We start from the raw sequence: 22003 nt of genomic DNA on the forward strand, positions 1-22003 counted from the left end.
TACCGGGGCAGCAGTGGTGATCGGTGACAGCCACTATAGCGGCCGGCCACTCACATGATTAGCCCCTATAATGTGTGTGAGCCCATAAGCTGGAGTAATGAATGCGCCGGGAAGAAATGGCCGATTTGACCGTGTTCCTGGCTGTCGCCGAGGCACGCAGTTTTACGCGCGCCGCCGCCAGGCTCGGGCTGTCGCAATCGGCGCTCAGCCAGATCGTGCGGCGCCTGGAAGAGCGCCTGGGCGTGCGGCTGCTGACGCGCACCACGCGCAGTGTCGCGCCAACGGAAGCCGGCGAGCGGCTGATCGACACGCTCGCTCCGGCGCTCGATCAACTCGATGCCAGCCTGGCCGCGCTCAGCGAGCTCGGTGGCAAACCGACGGGCACCATCCGCATCACGTCGGTCGAGCATGCGACGAAAACCGTGCTGTGGCCGGTGCTGCAGGGATTCCTGGCGCAATACCCCGATGTGAAAGTCGCCGTCACGTCCGACTACGGCCTGGTCGATATCGTGGCCGAGCGCTTCGACGCAGGCGTGCGCATGGGCGAGCATGTCGACAAGGACATGATCGCCGTGCGCATCGCGCCGGATTTTCGCGCGGCCATCGTCGGCTCGCCAGCGTATTTCCAGGCGCGTTCGCGGCCCAAGGTCCCGCAGGACCTCGTCACCCACCAATGCATCAACCTCAGCCTGTCGACATCGCGCGGCCACTACATCTGGCACTTCAAGAAGGGCAGGCGCGAACTGAAGGCAAGGGTGGACGGCTGCCTGGCCTTCAACAGCATCGGCATGCTGAAGGATGCGGCACTGGCCGGATTTGGCCTGGCCTACCTGCCGGAGGACGAGGTCGCGGGCTGCCTGGCGGCGGGCAGCCTCTTGCGGGTGCTGGAGGACTGGTGCCCGCTGTTTCCCGGGTATCACCTTTACTATCCCAGCCGCCGGCAGCAAACGCCCGCGTTTTCGCTGCTGGTCGAAGCGCTCAAGGCGAATGCACGCTAATGCCCAGCCATGGAAAGCGTGGTCGAGCCGACGGGGCGAAAGGACTCCCGCCAGCATCGGCCCTTCGATCACCACCCAGCGTTAACCCTCAAAATTTGCAACTAACCGAAAGATATCGCAGCCGGATCGACTTCGCGATCCACAAGCGGAGCACAGGCCGGGCAGCCAGCCGAAGTCGCTGGCTGCACCGCGCCCGGCCGGTGCACTGGAGCGGCCCGGCGACGGACGCAGCAGGTCCCGTCAAAGCTCGATCTCCAGCACCGGCGTCACCGCGCGCGATACGCAGGGCAGGAAGCATCCGGCCCGCTCCGCCGTGGTCAGGTAACTGTCCCGGTGATCGGCTTCTCCGTCGCGCACCCGTGTCAGGCAGGTACCGCACACGCCCACTTCGCACGAGGAGTCGATGTCGATCCCGGCTTCCTGCAGGCAGGCGAGGGCGGTACGGTCGGCCGGCACGGCGATCTCGCGAGCGCTTTGTACGAGCCGCAGTACGAAAGGGCGGTCCCCGGCGGCCGGCGCGGCGGCGCCGAACGATTCGGTATGCACGGCGTCCGGGCCGAAACGCGCCACGGCCCGCGCGGTCACGGCATCCATGAACGCCGCCGGTCCGCAGGCGTAGACGTGCGTGCCGTCCGCCGCGGCGGCCAGCAGCGCGTCGATCTTCAGGCCGGTATCGTCGGGACCCAGCGCGCAATGCACGCTGCAGGATGGCCCGAGGGGGGGCGATTCCAGCTCGTCCGCGAACGGCACCAGCTCCGCCGCGCGGGCAAACACGGCCAGCCGGAACGGCAGCCCGCGGCGTGCCAGCGCATGCGCCATCGACAGCACCGGCGTGATGCCGATGCCGCCCGCGAACAGCAGGTGCGCCGCCGCGCCGGGCACCAGCGAGAACGCATTGCGCGGCGCGCCGATCTCCACGTGCGTGCCTTCGGTCGCGGCGTCATGCAGCCACGCCGAACCGCCGCGCGACTGCGGTTCGCGCTTGACGGCGATCCGGTAGCGCTGCGGCGAGGGCGTCGCGCAGCACAGTGAATACTGCCGCGTGATGCCGTTCGGCAGCGTCACGTCCAGGTGCGCGCCCGGTTCGTACGGCGGCAGCGCACTGCCATCCGCCGCCGCCAGTTCGAGGATTTTCACCTCCGCCGTGGCGTTGACGATATTGCGGATGACGGCTTTCATTGCGGTGCGTACTCCGCATTGCGCTCATCGAGCAGCGCGATCACGCGCCGCGCGCGGTTGGCGCCCGCGTCCACGTGGATGTCCACCATCGGCGGCTGGCCGAAGCGCTGCATGTTGTTCCACTGCGCTTCGATGATCTCGCGGTCTTCCTCGAAGGTGTCGGCGGTCTGCCGGTGGACCGTGTCCAGGTTGTCCGGCTGGTCGGGGTGGCTGGACGCGGCCATCGTCCAGAAATAATGCGACGTCGTCGCGGTTTCCGGCGTGATGCCATGGAAGCCGCGCATGTGGAAGCCGCCCCGGTCCGGATTGTCGATGGACTCCGAGCCGGCATCGACCGCCCCCGTAAAGATCTGCAGGTGGCTCACGTGGAAGTCGATTTCCTGCCAGCGGTCGATCAGGCCCTTGAACGGCCACGCCGCGGTGTACGTCGCGGGCGGCTGGGAACTCTTCATCTGGCGTACCACGCGCACGTGTTCGCCGTCGGCGGCCACGTTGGTCGGCGCTTCCATGTGCACGCGGGCATTGCCGCCGATGGTCTTGGTGTGTACGTAGCCGACGTGGCTCAGGTCCAGCAGGTTGTCGTGGATCAGCTGGTAGGGCGCCTGGTAGTGGAACGCGCCGCCCTTGAAGCGGTAGCGGGGATCGGCGTGCGCCGGCACGCGCGGCGGTTCGCAGTCCGGCTGGCCACCGGCTTTTCCGTCCACCTCGCGAGCCATCCAGATCCAGATCACCTGGTCCACGACCGCCACGGGGTAGGGCGCCACCCGCGCCTTGGTCGGGATCTTGCCTTGGCCCGGCACGTCGATGCACTGGCCGTCCGCCGCGAACAGCAGGCCGTGGTAGCCGCAGCGCAGCGCGCCGTCCTCGACGCGCCCGCAAGAAAGCGGCAGGGCACGGTGGCAGCAGCGGTCTTCCAGCGCCGCGATCTTGCCCGCCGCGTCGCGGAACAGCACGACCGGGCGGCCGAGGAAGGTGCGGCCGAGCGGCGCATCCTTCACTTCCCAGTCGAAGCCGGCCACGTACCAGCGGTTGAGGGGGAAAGTTGCGGAATCAGTCATGTCGGTCTCCTTTAGTTCTTGACGGGGTCCTTGACCGCGTCGTAGCGGTCGATTTCACTGGCGACGAAGGCGCCGCCCTGCTTGTCGATGCGGCGGATGTAGATCGTCTGCACGATGTCGTTGGTGACGGCGTCGATGGTCACGGTGCCGCGCGGGCTGGCCGCGCTGTAGCCCTTCACCGCCGTCATGAAGGCCGGTCCGTCGGTCTTGCCACCCGTCTTGGCCAGCGTGGCGGCGATCAGCGCCATGCCGTCGTAGCCGGACGCCGCCAGGAAATTGGGCTCGAATTTGCCGTTCACGGTCTTCGCGAACTCGGCGCGGAAGCGCGCGTTGTCGGCGCCCGGGCGCGAATATGAGTAGAAGCCCGCCGTGTAGATACCCGCCAGGCCTTCGCCGCCCTGTGCCAGCACGTCCTGGTCGGCCCAGCCTTCGCCGCCCAGGAAGCGGATGCCGGCCTTGTCCAGGCCCTTGTCCTTCCACGCCTTCATGAACGACACCATCGGCTGGCCGTTCGGCAGAAAAACGTGCACCGCATCCGGCTTCGCATCCTTGATCCGCTGTATATAGGCGCTGTAGTCGACGGTCGCCAGCGGCGCGCGCACCGAGCCGACGATCGCGCCGCCCGCCGCCTTGAAGGTCCGGTCGAACCATTCCTCGCCATCGAGCCCCGGCGCATAGTCGGCCACGATCGAATACACCCTGCGCGAACCGGTCTTGTGCGCCCACTGCGCCAGCGGCACGACCGACTGGGCGATCGTGTAGGAGGTGCGGGTGACATACGGCGAGCGTTTCGTGATGCCCGAGGCGGCGGCGTTCATGACCACGAGCGGGCGCTTCGCCCGGTCGGCCACGCTGGCGGCGGCCATCGCGTTCGGCGTGAAGACGAAGCCGGCGAGGATGTCGGCCTTGTCGCGGCTGACCAGTTCCGTGGCCAGGCGCTTGGCCACGTCGGCCTGCGGGCCGGTATCGTCGCGGTACAGCACTTCGATCTTCCGGCCGCCGGCGCTGGCGCCGTGCAGCCGCATCCAGGTGTCGATGCCGGCTTTCATCTGGGCGCCGCTGTGCGCCGCCGGGCCGGACAGGGAGGTGATGACGCCGATGCGGACCGGCTCGGCGGCGAAGGACATGAGGGAACAGGACAGCAGCGCGCTGCCGACAACAAGGTTGCGCAAGATCGTCTCCTTTGATGGTCGCGGGCCTTGACCGGCCCGTCGTGCAACGATCATCACGCAATTTCGTCTATCTGAAAATGGAATCTATTGCATAATCTGAATTCGAAAACGTAATAGAGGTGGGCGTGAAGGCATTCGACATGAACCTGCTGCCGGTGGCGCTGGCGGTGTTCGAAGAGAAGAGCGTGAGCGGCGCCGCGCGCCGCCTGGGCATGAGCCAGCCGGCCGTCAGCGTGGCCCTGAACAAGCTGCGCACGGCGCTGGGCGACCCGCTGTTCGTGCGCACCACGCAGGGCATGCAGGCGACGCCGCGCGCGCTGGACCTGATCGCGCCGACCCGCGACATCCTGCAAAGGCTGGAGACGGACGTGCTGGCGCGCCGCGATTTCGAGCCGGGCGCCACACGCAGGCGTTTCACGCTGGCGCTGTCGGACATCGGCGAGATGACCTTTCTGCCGAAGCTGCTCGACCGGCTGCAGCGCGACGCGCCGGATGCGTCGATCAGCTCCGTCAGCATGCCGCCGGACGAGCTGGCGCGCGCCCTGGAAAGCGGCGACGTGGACCTGGCGGTCGGCTATTTTCCCGACCTGCACCAGCGCAACCTGTTCCAGCAGCGGCTGTTCTCGCACGATTTCATCTGCCTGCTGCGGCAGGGGCATCCCTACCGCGCGCGGCGGCTCACGCTCGACGCGTTCCTGGAAATGGGGCATGCGGTGATCAAGGCGGAAGGCCGCAGCCAGGAGGTATTCGAACAGTTCCTCGCACGGCAACGCATCGAAAGGAGGGTGGTGCTGTCGACGCCGCACTTCATGTCGATCCCGTTCCTGATCGCCGCGAGCGACCTGGTGGTGACGGTGCCGCGGGCCGTGGGCGAGTCGTTCGCCAGGCTGGCGGACATCCGCCTGCTCGAACCTCCGCTGGAAATACCGCCGTTCGACCTGAAGCAGCACTGGCACCGCAAGTACCACAAGGACGGTGCCAGCATGTGGCTGCGCGGGCTGCTGGTCGAACTGTTCGGCGCCGGCTGACCCGCCGCGGGGCCAGGTATCGGTCCCGTCGATGGCTGCCATGGAAATTATCCATTTTTCGCCGCCGCTTCCCTTCTCTATATTGCCAGCATGCCCGGCCCGCACCGGCCGGCGAGCAACCCATAGAAGAAGGATCACAGCATGTTCAAGTACTTCCCGACCAACTACGTCTGGAACCTGTCGGTCGACCTGGCCATCGAAATGGGCGCCAAAATCGGCGAGATCGAAGAGATGTGCGCGCCGCTGCAGGAAGCGGCACGCCAGCCCGATGCCGATGGCACCCGCGCCTTCCGCGCCACCTGGTCCACGATGGCCGACAAGCTGTGCGGCCTGGCCGAGGAAGACGAGCGGCGCGGCCGCCTGATCTCCGCCGGCGACAAATACGGCCGCGCCGCGACCTATTACCTGACCGCCGAGCGGCTGCAGGCGCATGGCGCGCCGGGCCGCGTCGAGCTCTACAAGCGCTTCCTCGACGTGTTCGCCCGCGGCATCCGCCTGGCCGGCGAGAACTGCGAGCGCGTCGAGATCCCCTACGGCGACGGCCACATCGCCGGCCTGTTCGTGCGGGCCGAGGGAGTGGAAGGACCGGCGCCGATCCTGGTGCAGGTCAACGGCCTCGATTCCACCAAGGAGATGAAGTACCGCGTCGGCCTGCCGCGCTGGCTGGCGCAGCGCGGCGTGTCGTCGCTCGTCATCGACCAGCCTGGCACCGGCGAAGCCCTGCGCCTGCACGGCATGACGGCGGTATTCGACAGCGAACGGTGGGCGTCGAAAGTCGTCGACTGGCTGGAATCGACACCAGAGCGCCGGGCCGACGTCGATCCGAAGCGCATCGGCCTGGAAGGCGTATCGCTGGGCGGCTACTACTGCCCGCGTGCGGTGGCCTTCGAGCCGCGCTTCGCCTGCGGTGTGGTGTGGGGCGCGAACCACGACTGGCGCGACGTGCAGAAACGCCGGCTGGCCAAGGAGGGCAGCTTCCCGGTACCCCATTACTGGGAACACGTGCGCTGGGTGTGGGGTGCCAAGGACATGGACGACTTCATGCGCATCGCCGAGAACGTGCACCTCGACGGCGTGCTGGACCGGATCAAGGTGCCGTTCCTCGTCACCCACGGCGAGAAGGATTCGCAGATCCCGCTGCACTGGGCACAGCGCACCTACGACCAGCTCGTGAACAGCCCGGGGCGCGAGCTGAAGGTCTTCACGGACCGCGAAGGCGGCGTGCAGCACTCCAGTTTCGACAATTCCGCCAATGCCGGCGCGTACATCGCGGACTGGGTGGCGGAGACGCTGGGCGGACGCACCGCCGTTTAAGCGAGCCACGGCAGTTCGCGTCACTGGTGTCGGACACCGCAGGTGTCGGACACCAGGCACCAGCACCACCAGACATCACACATCAGACTCTCCAGGAGACAACATGAACATCATCGGACCCGACGCGCTGGTCTTCGGCGTGGACGACTTGGCCGCCTGCGCGCAATACCTGACCGACTACGGCCTGAAACCCGCCGGCAACGGCCGCTTCGAGGCGCTGGACGGCACCGCCATCGTGCTGGCACACAAGGACGACGCCAGCCTGCCGCCGCCGATGGGCACGGCCAGCATGCTGCGCAAGACCACCTACGGCGTGGCCGACGAGGCGACGCTCGGCGCCATCGCCGAGGAACTTGGCCGCGACCGCGAAGTGAAGCGCCTGCCCGACGGCAGCATCGAGTCCGTCGACGACATGGGCTTCGTGCTGGGCTTCCAGGTCACCGTGCGCCGCGCGCTGGACATGCCGGCCGAAACCATCAACGCCCCCGGCGCGCCGGCGCAGCGCAAGCCGAACGTGGTCGCCGTCGACGAGAACGCGCCGGCGCTGCCGCGCACGCTTTCGCATGCCGTCTACTTCGTGCCCGACGTGGCGCGTGCGGAGCAGTTCTACGTGGAGCGCCTGGGCTTTGCGTGCACCGACCGCCTGGTGGGCGCCGGCCCGTTCCTGCGTCCGGCCGGCACGCTGGACCACCATACGCTGTTCCTGATCCAGACCCCGCCGTTCATGAAGGGCATCGAGCACTTCACGTTCCACATGGGCGGCCCGACCGAGGTGATGCAAGCCGGCTCGCGCTTCGTCAACAAGGGCTACCAGTCGTTCTGGGGTCCGGGGCGCCACAAGATGGGCTCGAACTGGTTCTGGTATTTCAACTCGCCGCTGGGTTGCCATGTCGAGTACGACGCCGACATGGACCTGCACGACGAGGAATGGACTGCCCGCGCGGCGCCGGCGGGCGCCGATGCCTCGCAGCTGTTCCTGTTCGAGAAGCGCGAGAACTGGGCGCCGGGCGGCCCGCCACCGGGCGCCGCGGGAGCCGCGGAACGCCACTGATGGCGGCCGTGCTCCTGTGCCGCCTGGAAGACATACCGGACGGCGCGTCGCGCGGCTTCGATCCGCACGGCGAGGGGCGCGACACGGTGCTGGTGGTGCGGCAGGGCGGCACGGTCCACGGCTGGCGCGACGCGTGTCCGCATTATGGAACCACGCCGCTGGCCTGGCGCAAGGATGCCTACCTGAACGCCGGCGGCACCAGCATCGTCTGCGCCGCCCACGGCGCGCTGTTCGACATCGCCACCGGCGTCTGCACGCTGGGGCCCTGCCTGGGGCAGGGCCTGCAGCGCGTCGAGCTGCTGCTTACACCCGATAACGATATTTACATAGCGCCGCAAGGCGCAAGGAGACCAACATGACGAATCCAGTCCAACGCGCGCTGATCGTCGGCGGCGGCTTTTCCGGCATGGCCGCCGCCATCGAACTGAGAAAGCGCGGCATCGGCGTCGACCTCGTCGAGATCGATGCCGGATGGCGCTCGTACGGCGCCGGCATCAGCCTGGGCGGCGCCACGCTGCGCGCATTCCGCACGCTGGGCGTGCTGGACGAATTCGTGCGGCGCGGATCCGCGCACGACAACGTCGACCTGCACACGTCCGGCGGGCACCACATCGCCACCCTGCCCACGCCCCGCCTGGCCGGGCCGGACGTGCCGGGCGGCGGCGCCATCATGCGCCCCGTGCTGGCGGCGATCCTGGCCGAGGCGACCCGTGCTTCCGGTACCGATGTGCGCCTGGGCTGCACCTTCGCATCGTTCGCGCAGGATGCCGACGGCGTCGACGTGGCTTTTACCGACGGCAGCAGCGGCCGCTACGACCTGGTGATCGGCGCGGACGGCCTGTATTCGGCGATGCGCAACGCGCTGTTCCCGGGTGCCGCGGGACCGCAGTACACGGGGCAGGGCGTATGGCGCGCCGTGCTGCCGAGGCCGGCATACATCGACCACGCGATGATGTGGCTGGGGCCGAAGATCAAGGCCGGCGTCGCGCCCGTGTCGGACGACCAGATGTACCTGTACGTGACGGAAGACCGCGCCGAGCGCACCTATGTCGATCCGGCGCAGTTCCTGCCGATGCTGCGCGACCTGCTGGCGCCGTTCGACGTGCCCGCGCTGCAGGCCATCCGGTCGCGGCTGGCGGAGGATTCGCAGGTCATCTACCGGCCGCTGGAAGGCCTGCTGCTGCCGCGTCCGTGGCACCGCGGCCGTGTCGTGCTGATCGGCGACACGGTGCACGCCACCACGCCGCACATGGCATCGGGCGCCTGCATCGGCATCGAGGACGCGATCGTGCTGGCCGAGGAACTGGAACGCCAGCCCGGCGTCGATGCCGCACTGGCCGCGTTCGAGGAGCGGCGCTGGGAACGCTGCCGCATGGTGGTCGAGAACTCCGGCCGCCTCGGCGAGATCGAGATCACCGGCGGCGACAAGGCCGAGCACGGCCGCATCATGCGCGAGACGCTGGTCGCGCTGGCCCAGACGATCTGAGGGCGGCGCATGGAAACCCTGAAACCCGTCCGCCGCATCGTCACCGGCCACGACGCCGCCGGCAAGGCGATCGTCGCCGAGGCCGGGCCGCTGCCGACCGTGGTGCCGATCGAGAAGATCCCGGGCACCGTGTTCCATGAAATCTGGTCCACGGCCGCCACGCCGGCCCCGGTCGGCAATGGCGCCGACCCGACCGCCGGCCCGCTCGTGCTGCCGCCGCCGCGCCACGGCTCGCGCATCCGCATCGTCGACATTCCGCCCGATACCGACGACTTCCTGGCGCAGGGCGCGGCGCGGATGAAGGATGCCTTCACGCAGATCGGCGACGCCGCCGCGTCCACCGTCAAGGCCGATTCCCCGCACCCGCTGATGCACCGGACCGAGTCGGTCGACTACGGCATCGTGCTCGAAGGCGCGATGACGCTCGTGCTCGACGACAGCGAAGTGCCGCTGGCGCAGGGCGATATCGTGATCCAGCGCGGCACCAACCACGCGTGGGCGAACCGCTCGGGCGCCATGTGCCGGATGCTGTTCGTGCTGCTCGACGGCGAATATGAACCCGAACTGCGCGCCGCGCTGGCGGCGCGCGAGGAGAAACAATGAAATTCGCAACACTGAAATCGGCCGCTCCGGATGGCCGGCTGGCCGTCGTCTCGCGCGACCTGTCGCGCGCCGTCGATGCAGGTTCCATCGCCGCCACCCTGCTCGACGCGGTCGAGCGCTGGGATGACGTGCAGGCGCCGCTGCGGGCGCTGTACGACAGCCTGAATGAAGGCTCGGCCGAAGGCAGTTTCCCGTTCGACCCGGCGGCCTGCGCGGCGCCGCTGCCGCGCACCTGGCAGTGGTGCGACGCCTCCGCGTTCCTGAACCACGGCCGGCTGATGGAGCGGGCCTTCAATACCGAACCCATCCCGGATTTCGACACGATTCCCGTGATGTACCAGGGCGCTTCGGACGATTTCCTCGGCCCGCGCGACGACGTGCCGCTGCCGGACGAAAGCCTGGGCATCGACTTCGAAGGCGAGTTCGGCGTGATCACCGGCCCTGTGCCGATGGGCGCTGACGCCGCCGCGGCGCTGCGCCAGGTGCGGTTGCTGGTGCAGATCAACGACTGGAGCCTGCGCAAGCTGGGGCCGCGCGAGATGAAGACGGGCTTCGGCTTCTTCCAGTGCAAGCCGTCGACCAGTTTCGCGCCGGTCGCCATCACGCCGGACGAACTGGGCGACGCCTGGCATGACGGCCGCGTCAAGCTGGACCTGCACGTGCAGTGGAACGGCGCGTGGTTCGGCAATCCGAACGGCGCCGAAATGAACTACAGCTTCGGCCAGCTGATCGCCCATGCGGCGCGCACGCGGCGCCTGTCGGCCGGCACCGTGATCGGTTCGGGCACCGTGTCGAACGAGAGCCGCGCGGCGGGTTCGGCCTGCATCGCCGAGCGCCGCGTGATCGAGATCATCGACGACGGCGCGCCGCGCACGGAGTTCATGCGCTTCGGCGACCGCGTGTGGATGGAGGCGCGGGACGGGGCGGGCAATGCGCCGTTCGGCACCATCGACCAGCGCGTGGTCCTTGCCCCCGCCGCGGACTGAGGGCGGGCCATGCACATCGTGATCACCGGCGCCGGCGGCTTCGTCGGCGCCGCGCTGGCGCACCGGCTTGCGGCGCACGGATTGCCGGGGCAGCCGCCGGTCACCCGCCTCACGCTGGTCGACCGCCGATTCGGCGACGCGCCGGACGACGGGCGCGTACGCCTCATCCACGGCGACTTCGGCGCCGAGCCGGTACTCGACGCCATGTTCGACCTGCCGGTCGACGTGCTGTTCCACCTGGCCAGCGTGCCCGGTGCCGAGGCCGAACAGGATTCCGCGCTGGGCTACCGCGTCAACCTGATGGCGCCGCTGGCGCTGTTCGAGCGTGCCGCCGCGCAGGAGGCGGCGCCCCGCATCGTCTACGCCAGCAGCATCGCCGTGTATGGCAGCAACCTGCCCGATACGATCGACGACAGCACCCCGGCCCGGCCGGGCATCAGCTATGGTGCCCACAAGCTGGCGGCCGAGATCGTGCTGGCCGACCTGGCCCGGCGCGGCCTGGTGGACGGCATCTCGCTGCGGCTGCCCGGCATCGTGGCCCGGCCCGGACTGTCGGCCGGCCATGGTTCGGCATTCATGAGCGCCATCCTGCGCGCCGCCCAGCATGGGGAGCCGTACACCTGTCCCGTATCGCCGGCGGCGGCATGCTGGTGGATGTCGCTGCAGGCCTGTGTCGACAACCTCGTGCACGCCGCGGTGCTCGACACGGCGCTGCTGCCGGAGAGCCGTGCCGTCACGCTGCCCGTGCTGCGCCTGACCGTGGAGGAGGTCGTCGCCGCGCTGGCCAGGCGCTTCGGCGCGGATTCCGTCGCCGGCATCCGCTGGCAGCCGGAGCCGCGCATCGAGCATCTGTTCGGCCGGATGCCGCGGCAGGCGGCCGGCATCGCCGCCCGGCTGGGTTTCCGCCATGACGGCGACAGCGACGCGCTGGTGGCCAGGGCCCTGTAGCGTGCAGTGCGATGTCGCCGCTCCCCCGCGGCGACATCGGGTTTCCCGATACATCACATCGCCATAAACCATTTTTCGGCGCCGCGCGGGCTGGGTATTCTTGACCTACAAGAAAACGGAGACCCCTCCCGCCTTCCCAGGCACCGCATCACCTCGCAGCAGCAACAAAACTCAAGAAACGCGCACACGACCTGCGCGGCGGGCCCGTTCGTCCCGCATAAAACCAAGGAGACACGATGAAACATACCAGAGCATGCATGACGGCGGCCGTGGCTGCGGCGCTTGCCGCCATGGCCGGCGCGCAGGCCGCGGAAATCGCCACGGCGGTTCCCGACCTGACGGTCCGCTGGGACAATACCGTCAAGTACAGCGCCGCATACCGCCTGAAGCATCCATCGGCCGTGCAGGTCACGCCGGGCGAAAACACGGTCAATACCGATGACGGCGACCGCAATTTCGGCAAGGGCTTCGTGTCGAACCGTGTCGACCTGCTGTCCGAACTGGACGCCACCTACCGCAACATTGGCGTGCGGGTCAGCGGTGCGGCCTGGTACGACGGCATGTACAACCGCTCCACCGACAACCCGTTCCAGCCCACCTACAACGCGGCGTCCGTACCGGCCAGCGAGTTCACGGAAGCGACCCGCAAGCTGCACGGCCGGAAGGCCGAGCTGCTCGATGCCTTCGTGTTCGCCAAAGGCACCTTGGGCGACATGCCGTTCACGGTGCGCGCCGGCCGCCATGCGCTGGTGTACGGTGAAACGCTGTTCTTCGGCATGAACGGCATCGCCGGCGCCCAGCAGCCGATCGATGTCGTCAAGGGCCTGTCGGTGCCGGGCACGCAGTTCAAGGAACTGCTGCGGCCCGTGGGCCAGGTGTCCGGCCAGCTCCAGGCCGGCGCCAATGTCAGCCTCGGCGCCTATTACCAGTACCGCTGGGAGAAGAGCCGCCTGCCGGGCGCCGGCAGCTATTTTTCCACCGTCGACTTCCTCGACGAGGGCGGCGAGCAGCTGTACACGGGTGTCGATGCCACCGGCCGGCCCGTCGCGCTGGCACGCGCGCACGACCGGCTGGCGAAGAACTCGGGGCAGGGCGGCGTGCAGCTGAAATGGAGCCCGGAAGGCCTGGGGATCGACTTCGGCTTTTACGCGGCGCGGTACCACGACAAGACGCCGCAGGTGGTGCTGGCACCGGGCCTGCACACGTATTCGCTGTATTACCACGAAGGGATCCGCACCTACGGCGCCAGCGCGACGACGACGCTGGGCGAGTTCAATTTCTCCGCCGAGGCTTCGGTGCGCCACAACGCGCCGCTGTCGCATGCCGGCACGGCCGACCTGTTCGGCCTCGTGCCCGCGGCCTTCGGCGGGCCCGCCGCGGCGTCCGACAACAGCGGCAATCCGGTCTACCCGGTGGGCCGCACGGCGCACCTGAACGTGTCGGTGCTGGCTTCGCTGGGCCCCAGTTTCATCGCCCGCGAAGCATCGCTGGTGGGCGAAATCGCCTGGAACCGGGTGACCAGCATTACGAAGAACGCCACGATGATCGACCCGAACGCGCGCCGCGAAGGCACGGCGATCAGGGTCGTGTATGAACCCAGCTACCGCCAGGTGGCCGGCGGGCTCGATCTGTCGGTCCCCATCGGCCTGGGCTACGCGCCGGCCGGCCGCTCGCTTGCCCTCGGCAACAGCTTCGGCGTGCAGCGCGGCGGCGACATCAGCGCCGGCCTGAACGCCGTCTATGAAAGCGCCTGGTACGTGTCGCTGAACTATACCCACTACTACGGCCGCGAGGATACGCCGACGGTTGTCACCCACGCGGCGCGAAACCTGCCGCAGTCGGCCTACACCTACGGCCAGGCGATGAAGGACCGCGATTTCGTGTCGCTGTCCGTGCGCCGCACCTTTTAACCAGAACACCAGAACGGAGACACCATGACACGCATGAAGCACCTGCCGCTCGCCCTCGCGGCCATCCTGTTTGCCGGCGGCGCCCACGCCGCCACCGCCGAGGAAGCGGCGCAACTGGGCAAGAGCCTGACGCCGCTGGGCGCCGAGAAAGCCGGCAACAAGGACGGCACGATCCCCGCCTGGGATGGCGGCCTCGTCAAGGCGGCCGCCGGCTTCGCCAATGGCGGGCGGCGCGACCAGGACCCGTTCGCGGGCGAGAAACCGCTCGTCTCGATCACGGCGAAGAACATGGAACAGCATGCCGACAAGCTGTCCGACGGCAGCAAGGCGATGCTGAAGAAGTACCCGTCGTACCGCATCGATGTCTATCCGACCCACCGCACCGCCGCCGCGCCGGACTGGGTGTATGCCAACACGGCGAAGAACGCCACGCGCGCTAAGCTGAACGACAAGCTGGTGCCCGAAGGCGCGTATGCCGGCATTCCGTTCCCGGTACCGAAGACCGGCGCGGAGGTGATGTGGAACCACCTGCTGCGCTGGCGCGGTACCGACTGGCAAAAGCCGTTCCGCTCCTACCTGACGACGGCGGCCGGCAAGCCCGTGATGACGGTCGACGGCACGGCCGACGGCAGCATGCCGTACTACTACAAGGACACGGCGCCGGAGAAATTCAACGGCACCTACTGGACCATCCGCTTGGTCAATTCCGGCCCGCCGATCCGCGCCGGCGAGGCGATCAACGGCAAGCTCAATCTCGACCCCGAAAAGGATTCCAGCTACGTCTACCTGCCGGGCCAGCGCCGCACGCGCAAGCTGCCGAACGCCTGCTGCGACACGCCGACGCCGGCCACGGCGGGGGTGATGAGCTTCGACGAGGTGGACATCTTCGGCGGCCGGCTGGACCGTTTCGACTGGAAGATCCTGGGCAAGAAGGAAATGTACATCCCGTACAACAGCAACCGTTCGCTGAAGGGCAAGGATGCCGACCTGCTGGCGGCGAACCACCTGAACCCGGACAGCGTGCGCTGGGAACTGCACCGCGTGTGGGTGGTGGAGGCGAAGCTGAAGGCCGGCCAGCGCCACCTGGCGCCGCGCAGCGTGTACTACATCGACGAGGATTCGTGGACCGGCGCGCTGGCGGACCGCTGGGATGCCAATGGCCAGCTGTGGAAGACGCTGTGGTCGCTCCCGGTGACGATGCCGGACCTGCCAGCCACCACCAGCATCACGTTCGGCTTCTACGACCTGGTGTCGGGTACGTGGTTCGTCAGCGACCTGGTCACCGAGAAGGCGGCGCAATATAAACAGATGCCGCGCTGGCCGGAAGCCACGTGGAGCCAGGAAGCGCTGTCCGGCGCGGGGCTGCGCTGATGGGCCGCCTGTTCAATACGCTGCTGGCGGCCTGCCTGGTGCCGGCGGCGGCCATGGCAAACACGGCGCCGGCAACGGTGGCGGGTGTCAATGCGGTACTGGACCGCCCGGCCGTGCAGGATCGCCAGGCCCAGCACCGCGTCATGCTGGGCCTCGACCGCCTGGGCGGACGCGCCATCGCCGTGGGCGAGCGCGGGCTGGTGCTGCTGTCGGACGACGGCGGCCGGAAATGGCGCCAGGCGCAGGTGCCCGTCAGCGTCACGCTGACGGCGGTGCGCTTCGTCACGCCGCAGCAGGCGTGGGCGATCGGCCACGGCGGCGTGGTGCTGCACAGCGTGGACGGCGGCGCCACATGGCGCCGTCAACTGGACGGGCGCGGCATCATCCGGTTGCTGGACACGGCGGCGCGCGACAACGAGGCGCTGGCCGCCACCGCGCGGCAGTTCGCCGCGGACGGGCCGGACAAGCCCTTGCTGGACCTGCACTTCTTCGACGCCCGGCGCGGCATCGTGGCCGGCGCCTATGGTCTCGCCCTGCGCACGGAAGACGGCGGCGCCACCTGGGCGGTGCTGAATCACGCGATCGACAACCCGGACGGCCTGCACGTGTATGCGATCGCCGCGCGCGGCGACGAAACCTGGCTGGCCGGCGAACAGGGCTACCTGGCCCGCTCGGTCGACGGCGGCCGCAACTTCACGCGGGTGCAGGCACCGTATAAGGGAACGTGGTTCACGGCCCGGCCGCTGCCCGACGGCGGCATGCTGTTCGCCGGCCTGCGCGGCAACGCGTTCCGCTGGGACGGACAAGGCTTCGAACAGCTCGCCGGCTATGCGCCGGTATCGCTGAGTGCATCCGCCAGCGGCCCGCGCGGCGTACTGCTGGCCGACCAGGCCGGGCACCTGTACCGTGCCGGCACCGCGCAGCAGCCCGCGCGGATGGTGAAACTGGCCACGCCACCGGCGCCGATCGCGGCGCTGGCGGCGACGGCGGAGGGCGACGTGCTGGTGGCCGGCGTGCGGGGCGTCTCGCGCATCGATGCCGCCATGCTGGAAGGAGGTGCGCCATGAGCTTCGGCGGCTCCGCAGGCGAACAGGCGGTGATCCGCGACCTGTCGCAATTCGATACCCGCTCCGGCAGCGCGCTGGAACGGCTGCTGTTCAACCACCGGCTGCTGGTGGCGCTGGCCTGCCTGCTGGCGACGCTGGCGCTGGGCTGGCAGGCCACGCGCCTGAAGCTCAATGCCAGCTTCGAGGACATGATCCCGGCCAGCCATCCGTACATCGCCAATTACCTGGAGCATCGCGACCAGCTGAGCGGGCTCGGCAACGCAGTGCGCATCGCCGTCGCGGCGAAAGGCGGCACCGTGTACGACGCGCAGTATCTGGCCACGCTGCAGAAGATCAGCGACGAACTGTTCCTGATCCCCGGCGTCGACCGCACCTACATGAAATCGCTGTGGACGCCGTCCACGCGCTGGGTCGGCGTGACGGAAGAGGGCATGGAAGGCGGCCCCGTGATCCCCAACGACTACGATGGCTCGCCGCGCAGCATCGCCCAGGTGCGCGACAACGTCGCCCGCTCCGGCGAGATTGGCCAGCTGGTGGCGGTCGACGGCCGCTCCAGCATCCTGTATGTGCCGCTGCTGGAGCGCGGCGCCGACGGCAAGCCGCTGGACTACGCGGCGCTGGGCGAGCGGCTGGAGCAGCTGCGTGCGAAATACGCCGGCGGGCAGGTGGACCTGCACATCGTGGGCTTCGCCAAAGTGGCGGGCGACCTGATCGAGGGCTTGCGGCAGGTGCTGCTGTTCTTCGCCGCGTCGACGCTGATCGCGGCGGCGATGCTGTACTGGTACACCCGCTGCGCGCGCAGCACGCTGCTGGTGGTGGCCTGCTCGCTGGTGGCGGTGGTATGGCAACTGGGCCTGCTGCCGCTGCTCGGCTATGGGCTCGATCCGTATTCGATGCTGGTGCCGTTCCTCGTGTTCGCGATCGGCATGAGCCACGGCGCGCAGAAGATGAACGGCATCATGCAGGACATCGGCCGCGGCACGCACAAGCTGGTGGCGGCGCGCTACACATTCCGGCGCCTGTTCCTGGCCGGGCTGGCGGCGCTGCTGTGCGACGCAGTGGGCTTTGCCGTGCTGGCGATCATCGACATCAAGGTGATCAAGGATCTCGCGGCCGTCGCCAGCATCGGCGTCGCCGCGCTGATCCTGACGAACCTTATCCTGCTGCCGATCCTGCTGTCCTGGCTCGGCGTGGATGCGGAAGCCGCGCGGCGCAGCCTCAAGGCCGAGGCGGCCGAGGCGACCCATGGCGGCGGCAAGGGCGGCTGGACGGTGCTGGAACGGTTCACCGAACGGCGCACCGCGGCGGCGACCATCGCCATCGCCGCGCTGCTGGGCGCCGGCGGCTATTACGCCAGCCTGCACGTGAAGATCGGCGACCTGGATCCCGGCGCGCCGGAACTGCGGCCGGACTCGCGCTACAACCGCGACAACGCCTACGTGGTCAGCCACTACGCGGCCAGCAGCGACGTGTTCGCCGTAATGGTGAAGACGCCGGACAACGCCTGCGCCAGCTACGACACGCTGATGCGCGTGGATGCGCTGGAATACCGGCTGTCACAGCTGCCGGCGGTGGAGACGACGAATTCGCTGGCACTGCTGAACCGCCGCGTGCTGACCGGGATGAACGAGGGCAGCCTGAAATGGTATGAGCTGGTGCAGAACCAGGGCGCGCTGAACATGGTCACGGCGGGCGCGCCGCGCGGCCTGTACAACGACACCTGCAACCTGCTCACCGTCTATGCCTACCTGACCGACCACAAGGCCGACACGCTGGCCGGGGTGGTGAAAGTCGTCGAGGAGTTCGCCCGCGACAACGACACGAAGGACGTCAGGTTCCTGCTGGCGGCCGGCAATGCGGGCATCGAGGCGGCCACCAACATCGTCGTCCACGATGCCAGCCGGGCCATGCTGTACTGGGTCTACGCGGCGGTCATCGTGCTGTGCCTCGTCACCTTCCGTTCCTGGCGCGCGGTGGTCTGCGCTGTGGTGCCGCTGGTACTGACATCGGTGCTGTGCGAGGCGCTGATGGTGTGGCTCGGCATCGGCATCAAGGTGGCCACGCTGCCCGTCATCGCGCTGGGCGTGGGCATCGGCATCGACTACGCGCTGTACGTGATGAGCATCCTGCTGGCCCGGCAAAAGGCCGGCGACTCGCTGCGCGAAGCCTACCGGCACGCGCTGCGCTTTACCGGCAAGGTGGTGCTGCTGACGGGCGTGACGCTGGCGATCGCCGTCGCCACCTGGGCGCTGTCGCCGATCAAGTTCCAGGCCGACATGGGCATCCTGCTGGCGTTCATGTTCCTGTGGAATATGGTCGGCGCCCTGGTGCTGCTGCCGGCGCTGGCCTGCTTCGTGATGCCGTCGGCGCGGCGGCAGGCGGAGGAAGCGCCGGCTGGCCTGGCGGCCCGGCCGGCGATGGCGGAGTAGGTTCGGGTTGGGAGCAGGTGGTTCAGGAGCAGGCGGCCAGCGCGGGCGCCTGCTCATCGTCCTGTCCCTGCTCCCGCTGCATGGTGAAGCCTGGTTTGCCGGACGGATTGCCGAACGGGTCGGCGCGCGCGATATCGGCCAGCACGGAACGCAGCCAGATGTGCGACGGATCGCGGTCGAGGAAGTGGTTCCACTGCATGCACATTTCCAGCGCCGGGATGTCCAACGGCGGCGGCAGCAGGCGGATCGGGTAGTAGCGCGCCAGCGTGCGCGCCAGGCGCGTGTGCATCGTGGCGATGCGGTTGGTGCCGATCACGAAGTGGGGGATGCTGGTGAAGTTGGTCGTCGTGACCTCGATGCGGCGGTCGTAGCCGCTGATCTTCAGGAACCACTCTTCGAAACTGGTCACCGCGGCACCGAAGCGTGACGACACGTGGCCCAGCGCCATGTACTGGTCCAGCGTCAGCGTCTCGCCCACCTGGGTATTGCCGGTCCAGGCGATGCAGGTATAGGTTTCCTCGAACAGTACCTGGACCGGGTGGGTCTCGGCGATGAACTTGCGGGGCAGGACGATCAGGTCCACCTCGGCGCGCTCCAGCAGGTCGATCGGGCTCGATGTCGTCGGCAGCACGTCGAGGGTGATGTTCGGGGCATCGCTGGCAAAGCGCTGGCCCAGGTCGCCCAGCAGCACCGTCGAGATATAGTCGGAAGCGAGGATGCGGAAGGCGCGGCTGGCCGTCTGCGGATCGAATTCCGGGCGGATGTCGATCGTCGCCTGGATCTGCAGCAGCACCTTGCGCACCGGGTCGCACAGGCTGGTGGCCAGCGGCGTCAGGATCAGCGTGCGGCCGACGGGGACCAGCAGTTCGTCCTTGAAGTATTCGCGCAGGCGGGCCAGCACGCCGCTGGTGGCCGACTGGCTCAGGTTCAGGCGGCCCGCGGCGCGGGTGATGCTTTTCTCGCTCAGCAGTGCGTCGAGCGCGACCAGCAGGTTGAGGTCGAGGCGGTTGAATCGCATGGTGTCTCCTGATAATTTTTTTATGCGGAAGATAATGCCACATCCGGTGCGCCGGGCAGGCACCCGGAGCATCGGTTTTGTGGATACCTGTGATCGATACAATCCATTTGGCGGTGCCGGCGCGGGGCAGTACCCTTCACGCGACATAATATTTGACAACAAGCTGGAGACCGCCATGACCCGCCGCTTCATCGACCTTTCCATCTACCTTGAAAACGAGGTGCTGTCCGACCCGCCGCCGCTGGCGCCGAAGATCACGTATCAGAAGCACACGGACACGCTGCACGAATTCATGGCCATGATCCCCGGCACCACCGCCGAGGACTACCCGGACGGCGAGGCCGCCGCCGCCGAGTGGGTGACGATGACCACCCACAGCGGCACCCACCTCGATGCGCCGTACCACTTCCATTCGACGATGGATGCCGCCACCGGTGAGAAGAAGGCGTCGATCACGATCGACGAAGTACCGCTCGAATGGTGCTTCCAGCCGGGCGTGAAACTGGACTTCCGCCATTTCCCGGACGGCTACGTGGCCACCGCCGCCGACGTGGCCGCGGAGCTGGACCGCATCGGCCACGAACTGCGCCCGCTGGACATCGTCGTCGTCAACACCCGCGCGGGCAGCCGCTATGGCCACAACGACTACGTTTCCGCCGGCTGCGGCATGGGCTACGAAGCCACGATGTACCTGCTGGAACGGGGCGTGCGGCTGACCGGCACGGATGCGTGGAGCTGGGATGCGCCGTTCGCGTACACCGCGAAAAAAATCGCCGAGACAGGCAACAAGGCGCTGATCTGGGAAGGCCACAAGGCCGGGCGCGACATCGGCTACTGCCACCTGGAGAAGCTGCACGCGCTGGAAACGCTGCCTTCGCACGGCTTCTACATCAGCTGCTTCCCCCACAAGGTGCGGCGCGGCTCCGCCGGGTGGACGCGCGCCGTGGCCATTTTCGACGACGCCTTGCTGGCCTTGCCGCGCGGCTGAGCTTGTGTCCCGGTGCCAGGCACGGTGACACGGGCTCGTCGACGACCGCATGCTACCCTTGCCGCGGCTGAGCTCGTGTCCCGGTGCCAGGCACGCTGACACGGGCTCAGCAGCGTATCGGTCACCAGCGTCGATGAATTCGACGGTCAGCGCCTGTCGTCGGCAGTAATCCTGGTGACGGTTCTCGTCGAGATTGCGAAGTGGCGCGCGATCTGGTCGCGCGTGTAGACCCCCAATGCCCAGGCTGCCCGCACCGCCGCATCCCTGTTGCGATGGAGATGTTCCAGTTGAGCCAGGGACGGCGTCGGATCGGGTAGCCGAACGGCGCAGGATGGTTTTCTGCGTGCCGGGCGCGGCTTTCCCTTGGCAGCGCCCGCAGCGATAAAGGCGCGGTATGCCGCGATCTGCGCGACCGGTGTCGCTCCGTGAAAATGGTTGAGAATCCAGTCCACGTTCAGCCATGGTGGACATTGGTGGATGTCGCAAGTCTGGCGATGACTGCTCCAGGGCCATTCATCCGCGGAGATCGTCAGCCGTGCACGCACCGGATTGAGCACGATGTACCGGATGAGTTCAAGGAGCTGCGCCTGTTCGTCGACGATGCCGGAATGGTATCTGCCTTGAAATAAGTGTCCGGTCAGCGCATGCCGCCAGTTGAACTTCCGGGCATAGCGGCTGTTGAGGTGATGCATTGCGGCCGCGAGGTTGCCGTCCGGCGTTTCGACCAGCATGTGGAAGTGATTCGGCATCAGGCACAGCGCATACACGGAGAGATTGAAACGGGTAGCGGTCTCCGACAGCATGCTGAGCCAGATGACGCGATCGCGGTCATCCACGTAGGTTCGCGCACGGCGATTGCCACGGGAAGTGACGTGGTAGATCGCGCCATCGAATTGGAGTCTGTCTGGTCGGCCCATTCGATCAGGCTAGCACTGCGCAACAACGCGAAGATGAGCTCACTCACACGTCAGCCTGCAACTTTCCCTCAGTGGCTCAGAAGTGCTGCTGAGCTCGTGTCACCGTGCCTGGCACCGGGACACGGGCTCGGCAATACCTCAGCGGCTCAGAAAGTGCTGCTGAGCTCGTGTCACCGTGCCTGGCACCGTGACACGGGCTCGGCAATACCTCAGCGGCTCAGTAAGTGCTGCTGAGCTCGTGTCACCGTGCCTGGCACCGGGACACGAGCTCGGCAATATTCCAGCGGCGCCGAAAGTGCTGCTGAGCTCGTGTCATCGTGCCTGGCACCGGGACACGGGCTCGGCAATATTCCAGCGGCGCCGAAGGTGCTGCTGAGCTCGTGTCACCGTGCCTGGCACCGGGACACGGGCTCGGCAATATCACGTGCCTGGCGAGAGCCGGTATTCGCCACGTGCTCCCGCCGTATGGCCGAACACGCA

19 protein-coding genes are annotated in these 22003 nt (G+C 67.9%); 14 read left to right on the forward strand and 5 right to left on the reverse strand.

Features of this window, described 5'->3' with window-relative positions:
- The first annotated feature begins 101 nt into the window (after positions 1 to 101).
- Positions 102 to 998 carry a LysR family transcriptional regulator gene (locus tag FHS02_RS01675; RefSeq protein ID WP_137312506.1) on the forward strand — a complete coding sequence of 299 codons (897 nt, stop codon included), beginning with the start codon at positions 102 to 104 and terminating at the stop codon, positions 996 to 998.
- A gap of 240 nt (positions 999 to 1238) precedes the next feature.
- On the opposite strand, the gene FHS02_RS01680 is transcribed toward FHS02_RS01675, so the two are convergent.
- Genes FHS02_RS01680 through FHS02_RS01690 form a run of 3 tightly spaced genes read right to left on the reverse strand, consistent with a single transcriptional unit; the run spans position 1239 to position 4407 of the window.
- Positions 1239 to 2177, reverse strand: a complete 939-nt coding sequence (locus FHS02_RS01680; RefSeq protein ID WP_137312507.1) for a PDR/VanB family oxidoreductase — start codon at positions 2175 to 2177, stop codon at positions 1239 to 1241.
- Entirely contained in the window at positions 2174 to 3235 is a 1062-nt protein-coding gene (locus tag FHS02_RS01685) for a Rieske 2Fe-2S domain-containing protein (RefSeq protein ID WP_137312508.1), read from the reverse strand. Before FHS02_RS01685 ends, FHS02_RS01680 begins: the two co-directional genes overlap by 4 nt.
- A gap of 11 nt (positions 3236 to 3246) precedes the next feature.
- Complete coding sequence (locus FHS02_RS01690) at positions 3247 to 4407, reverse strand: ABC transporter substrate-binding protein (protein ID WP_175424698.1); 1161 nt, start codon at positions 4405 to 4407, stop codon at positions 3247 to 3249.
- Positions 4408 to 4532: 125 nt separating this feature from the next.
- Here FHS02_RS01690 and FHS02_RS01695 point away from each other — a divergent pair, with 125 nt between their 5' ends.
- From FHS02_RS01695 to FHS02_RS01750, 12 genes are all read left to right on the forward strand, one after another.
- Positions 4533 to 5435 (forward strand): LysR family transcriptional regulator, encoded by a 903-nt coding sequence (locus FHS02_RS01695; RefSeq protein ID WP_137312510.1) that lies wholly within the window; start codon positions 4533 to 4535, stop codon positions 5433 to 5435.
- 141 nt (positions 5436 to 5576) lie between these two features.
- Complete coding sequence (locus FHS02_RS01700; protein WP_137312511.1) at positions 5577 to 6749, forward strand: alpha/beta hydrolase family protein; 1173 nt, start codon at positions 5577 to 5579, stop codon at positions 6747 to 6749.
- Positions 6750 to 6852: 103 nt separating this feature from the next.
- On the forward strand, positions 6853 to 7800 hold the full coding sequence (locus FHS02_RS01705; RefSeq protein ID WP_137312512.1) for a VOC family protein: 948 nt from the start codon (positions 6853 to 6855) through the stop codon (positions 7798 to 7800).
- Complete coding sequence (locus FHS02_RS01710) at positions 7800 to 8159, forward strand: Rieske (2Fe-2S) protein (protein WP_137312513.1); 360 nt, start codon at positions 7800 to 7802, stop codon at positions 8157 to 8159. The genes FHS02_RS01705 and FHS02_RS01710 overlap by 1 nt, the downstream gene beginning before the upstream one ends.
- Positions 8156 to 9286, forward strand: a complete 1131-nt coding sequence (locus FHS02_RS01715) for an FAD-dependent oxidoreductase (RefSeq protein WP_137312514.1) — start codon at positions 8156 to 8158, stop codon at positions 9284 to 9286. Before FHS02_RS01710 ends, FHS02_RS01715 begins: the two co-directional genes overlap by 4 nt.
- A gap of 9 nt (positions 9287 to 9295) precedes the next feature.
- Positions 9296 to 9889, forward strand: a complete 594-nt coding sequence (locus tag FHS02_RS01720; protein WP_137312515.1) for a cupin domain-containing protein — start codon at positions 9296 to 9298, stop codon at positions 9887 to 9889.
- On the forward strand, positions 9886 to 10875 hold the full coding sequence (locus FHS02_RS01725) for a fumarylacetoacetate hydrolase family protein (protein ID WP_137312516.1): 990 nt from the start codon (positions 9886 to 9888) through the stop codon (positions 10873 to 10875). Before FHS02_RS01720 ends, FHS02_RS01725 begins: the two co-directional genes overlap by 4 nt.
- 9 nt (positions 10876 to 10884) lie before the next feature.
- Positions 10885 to 11823: an NAD-dependent epimerase/dehydratase family protein gene (locus tag FHS02_RS01730; RefSeq protein ID WP_137312517.1), complete on the forward strand. Its 939-nt coding sequence runs from the start codon at positions 10885 to 10887 to the stop codon at positions 11821 to 11823.
- Positions 11824 to 12059: 236 nt separating this feature from the next.
- Positions 12060 to 13733: a DUF1302 domain-containing protein gene (locus FHS02_RS01735; RefSeq protein WP_137312518.1), complete on the forward strand. Its 1674-nt coding sequence runs from the start codon at positions 12060 to 12062 to the stop codon at positions 13731 to 13733.
- Positions 13734 to 13757: 24 nt separating this feature from the next.
- Positions 13758 to 15104 (forward strand): DUF1329 domain-containing protein, encoded by a 1347-nt coding sequence (locus tag FHS02_RS01740; protein WP_137312519.1) that lies wholly within the window; start codon positions 13758 to 13760, stop codon positions 15102 to 15104.
- Positions 15065 to 16171 carry a WD40/YVTN/BNR-like repeat-containing protein gene (locus FHS02_RS01745; protein ID WP_217496894.1) on the forward strand — a complete coding sequence of 369 codons (1107 nt, stop codon included), beginning with the start codon at positions 15065 to 15067 and terminating at the stop codon, positions 16169 to 16171. The genes FHS02_RS01740 and FHS02_RS01745 overlap by 40 nt, the downstream gene beginning before the upstream one ends.
- Positions 16168 to 18600 carry an efflux RND transporter permease subunit gene (locus FHS02_RS01750; protein WP_137312520.1) on the forward strand — a complete coding sequence of 811 codons (2433 nt, stop codon included), beginning with the start codon at positions 16168 to 16170 and terminating at the stop codon, positions 18598 to 18600. The genes FHS02_RS01745 and FHS02_RS01750 overlap by 4 nt, the downstream gene beginning before the upstream one ends.
- 22 nt (positions 18601 to 18622) lie before the next feature.
- Here the strand turns inward: FHS02_RS01750 and FHS02_RS01755 are convergent, their stop codons facing one another.
- Positions 18623 to 19618, reverse strand: a complete 996-nt coding sequence (locus FHS02_RS01755) for a LysR family transcriptional regulator (protein WP_137312521.1) — start codon at positions 19616 to 19618, stop codon at positions 18623 to 18625.
- A 175-nt stretch (positions 19619 to 19793) separates the two neighbouring features.
- On the opposite strand from FHS02_RS01755, the gene FHS02_RS01760 reads away from it, so the two are divergent.
- Positions 19794 to 20606: a cyclase family protein gene (locus FHS02_RS01760; RefSeq protein ID WP_137312522.1), complete on the forward strand. Its 813-nt coding sequence runs from the start codon at positions 19794 to 19796 to the stop codon at positions 20604 to 20606.
- A 146-nt stretch (positions 20607 to 20752) separates the two neighbouring features.
- Here FHS02_RS01760 and FHS02_RS01765 read toward each other — a convergent pair whose 3' ends face one another.
- Positions 20753 to 21523, reverse strand: coding sequence for an REP-associated tyrosine transposase (locus FHS02_RS01765; RefSeq protein WP_137312523.1), 771 nt, complete (start codon positions 21521 to 21523; stop codon positions 20753 to 20755).
- Positions 21524 to 22003: the final 480 nt, after the last annotated feature.

Source organism: Pseudoduganella umbonata, from assembly GCF_014192225.1.
Classification (GTDB): domain Bacteria; phylum Pseudomonadota; class Gammaproteobacteria; order Burkholderiales; family Burkholderiaceae_D; genus Rugamonas; species Rugamonas umbonata.

Bases quoted from the DNA above. Each gene is read 5' to 3' on its own strand.
- FHS02_RS01750 (WP_137312520.1), top strand. From the start codon at position 16,168: ATGAGCTTCGGCGGCTCCGCAGGCGAACAGGCGGTGATCCGCGACCTG.
- FHS02_RS01720 (WP_137312515.1), top strand. From the start codon at position 9,296: ATGGAAACCCTGAAACCCGTCCGCCGCATCGTCACCGGCCACGACGCC.
- FHS02_RS01710 (WP_137312513.1), top strand. From the start codon at position 7,800: ATGGCGGCCGTGCTCCTGTGCCGCCTGGAAGACATACCGGACGGCGCG.
- FHS02_RS01705 (WP_137312512.1), top strand. From the start codon at position 6,853: ATGAACATCATCGGACCCGACGCGCTGGTCTTCGGCGTGGACGACTTG.
- FHS02_RS01755 (WP_137312521.1), bottom strand. From the start codon at position 19,618: ATGCGATTCAACCGCCTCGACCTCAACCTGCTGGTCGCGCTCGACGCA.
- FHS02_RS01685 (WP_137312508.1), bottom strand. From the start codon at position 3,235: ATGACTGATTCCGCAACTTTCCCCCTCAACCGCTGGTACGTGGCCGGC.
- FHS02_RS01700 (WP_137312511.1), top strand. From the start codon at position 5,577: ATGTTCAAGTACTTCCCGACCAACTACGTCTGGAACCTGTCGGTCGAC.
- FHS02_RS01735 (WP_137312518.1), top strand. From the start codon at position 12,060: ATGAAACATACCAGAGCATGCATGACGGCGGCCGTGGCTGCGGCGCTT.
- FHS02_RS01730 (WP_137312517.1), top strand. From the start codon at position 10,885: ATGCACATCGTGATCACCGGCGCCGGCGGCTTCGTCGGCGCCGCGCTG.
- FHS02_RS01765 (WP_137312523.1), bottom strand. From the start codon at position 21,523: ATGGGCCGACCAGACAGACTCCAATTCGATGGCGCGATCTACCACGTC.
- FHS02_RS01725 (WP_137312516.1), top strand. From the start codon at position 9,886: ATGAAATTCGCAACACTGAAATCGGCCGCTCCGGATGGCCGGCTGGCC.
- FHS02_RS01680 (WP_137312507.1), bottom strand. From the start codon at position 2,177: ATGAAAGCCGTCATCCGCAATATCGTCAACGCCACGGCGGAGGTGAAA.
- FHS02_RS01760 (WP_137312522.1), top strand. From the start codon at position 19,794: ATGACCCGCCGCTTCATCGACCTTTCCATCTACCTTGAAAACGAGGTG.
- FHS02_RS01715 (WP_137312514.1), top strand. From the start codon at position 8,156: ATGACGAATCCAGTCCAACGCGCGCTGATCGTCGGCGGCGGCTTTTCC.
- FHS02_RS01675 (WP_137312506.1), top strand. From the start codon at position 102: ATGCGCCGGGAAGAAATGGCCGATTTGACCGTGTTCCTGGCTGTCGCC.
- FHS02_RS01740 (WP_137312519.1), top strand. From the start codon at position 13,758: ATGACACGCATGAAGCACCTGCCGCTCGCCCTCGCGGCCATCCTGTTT.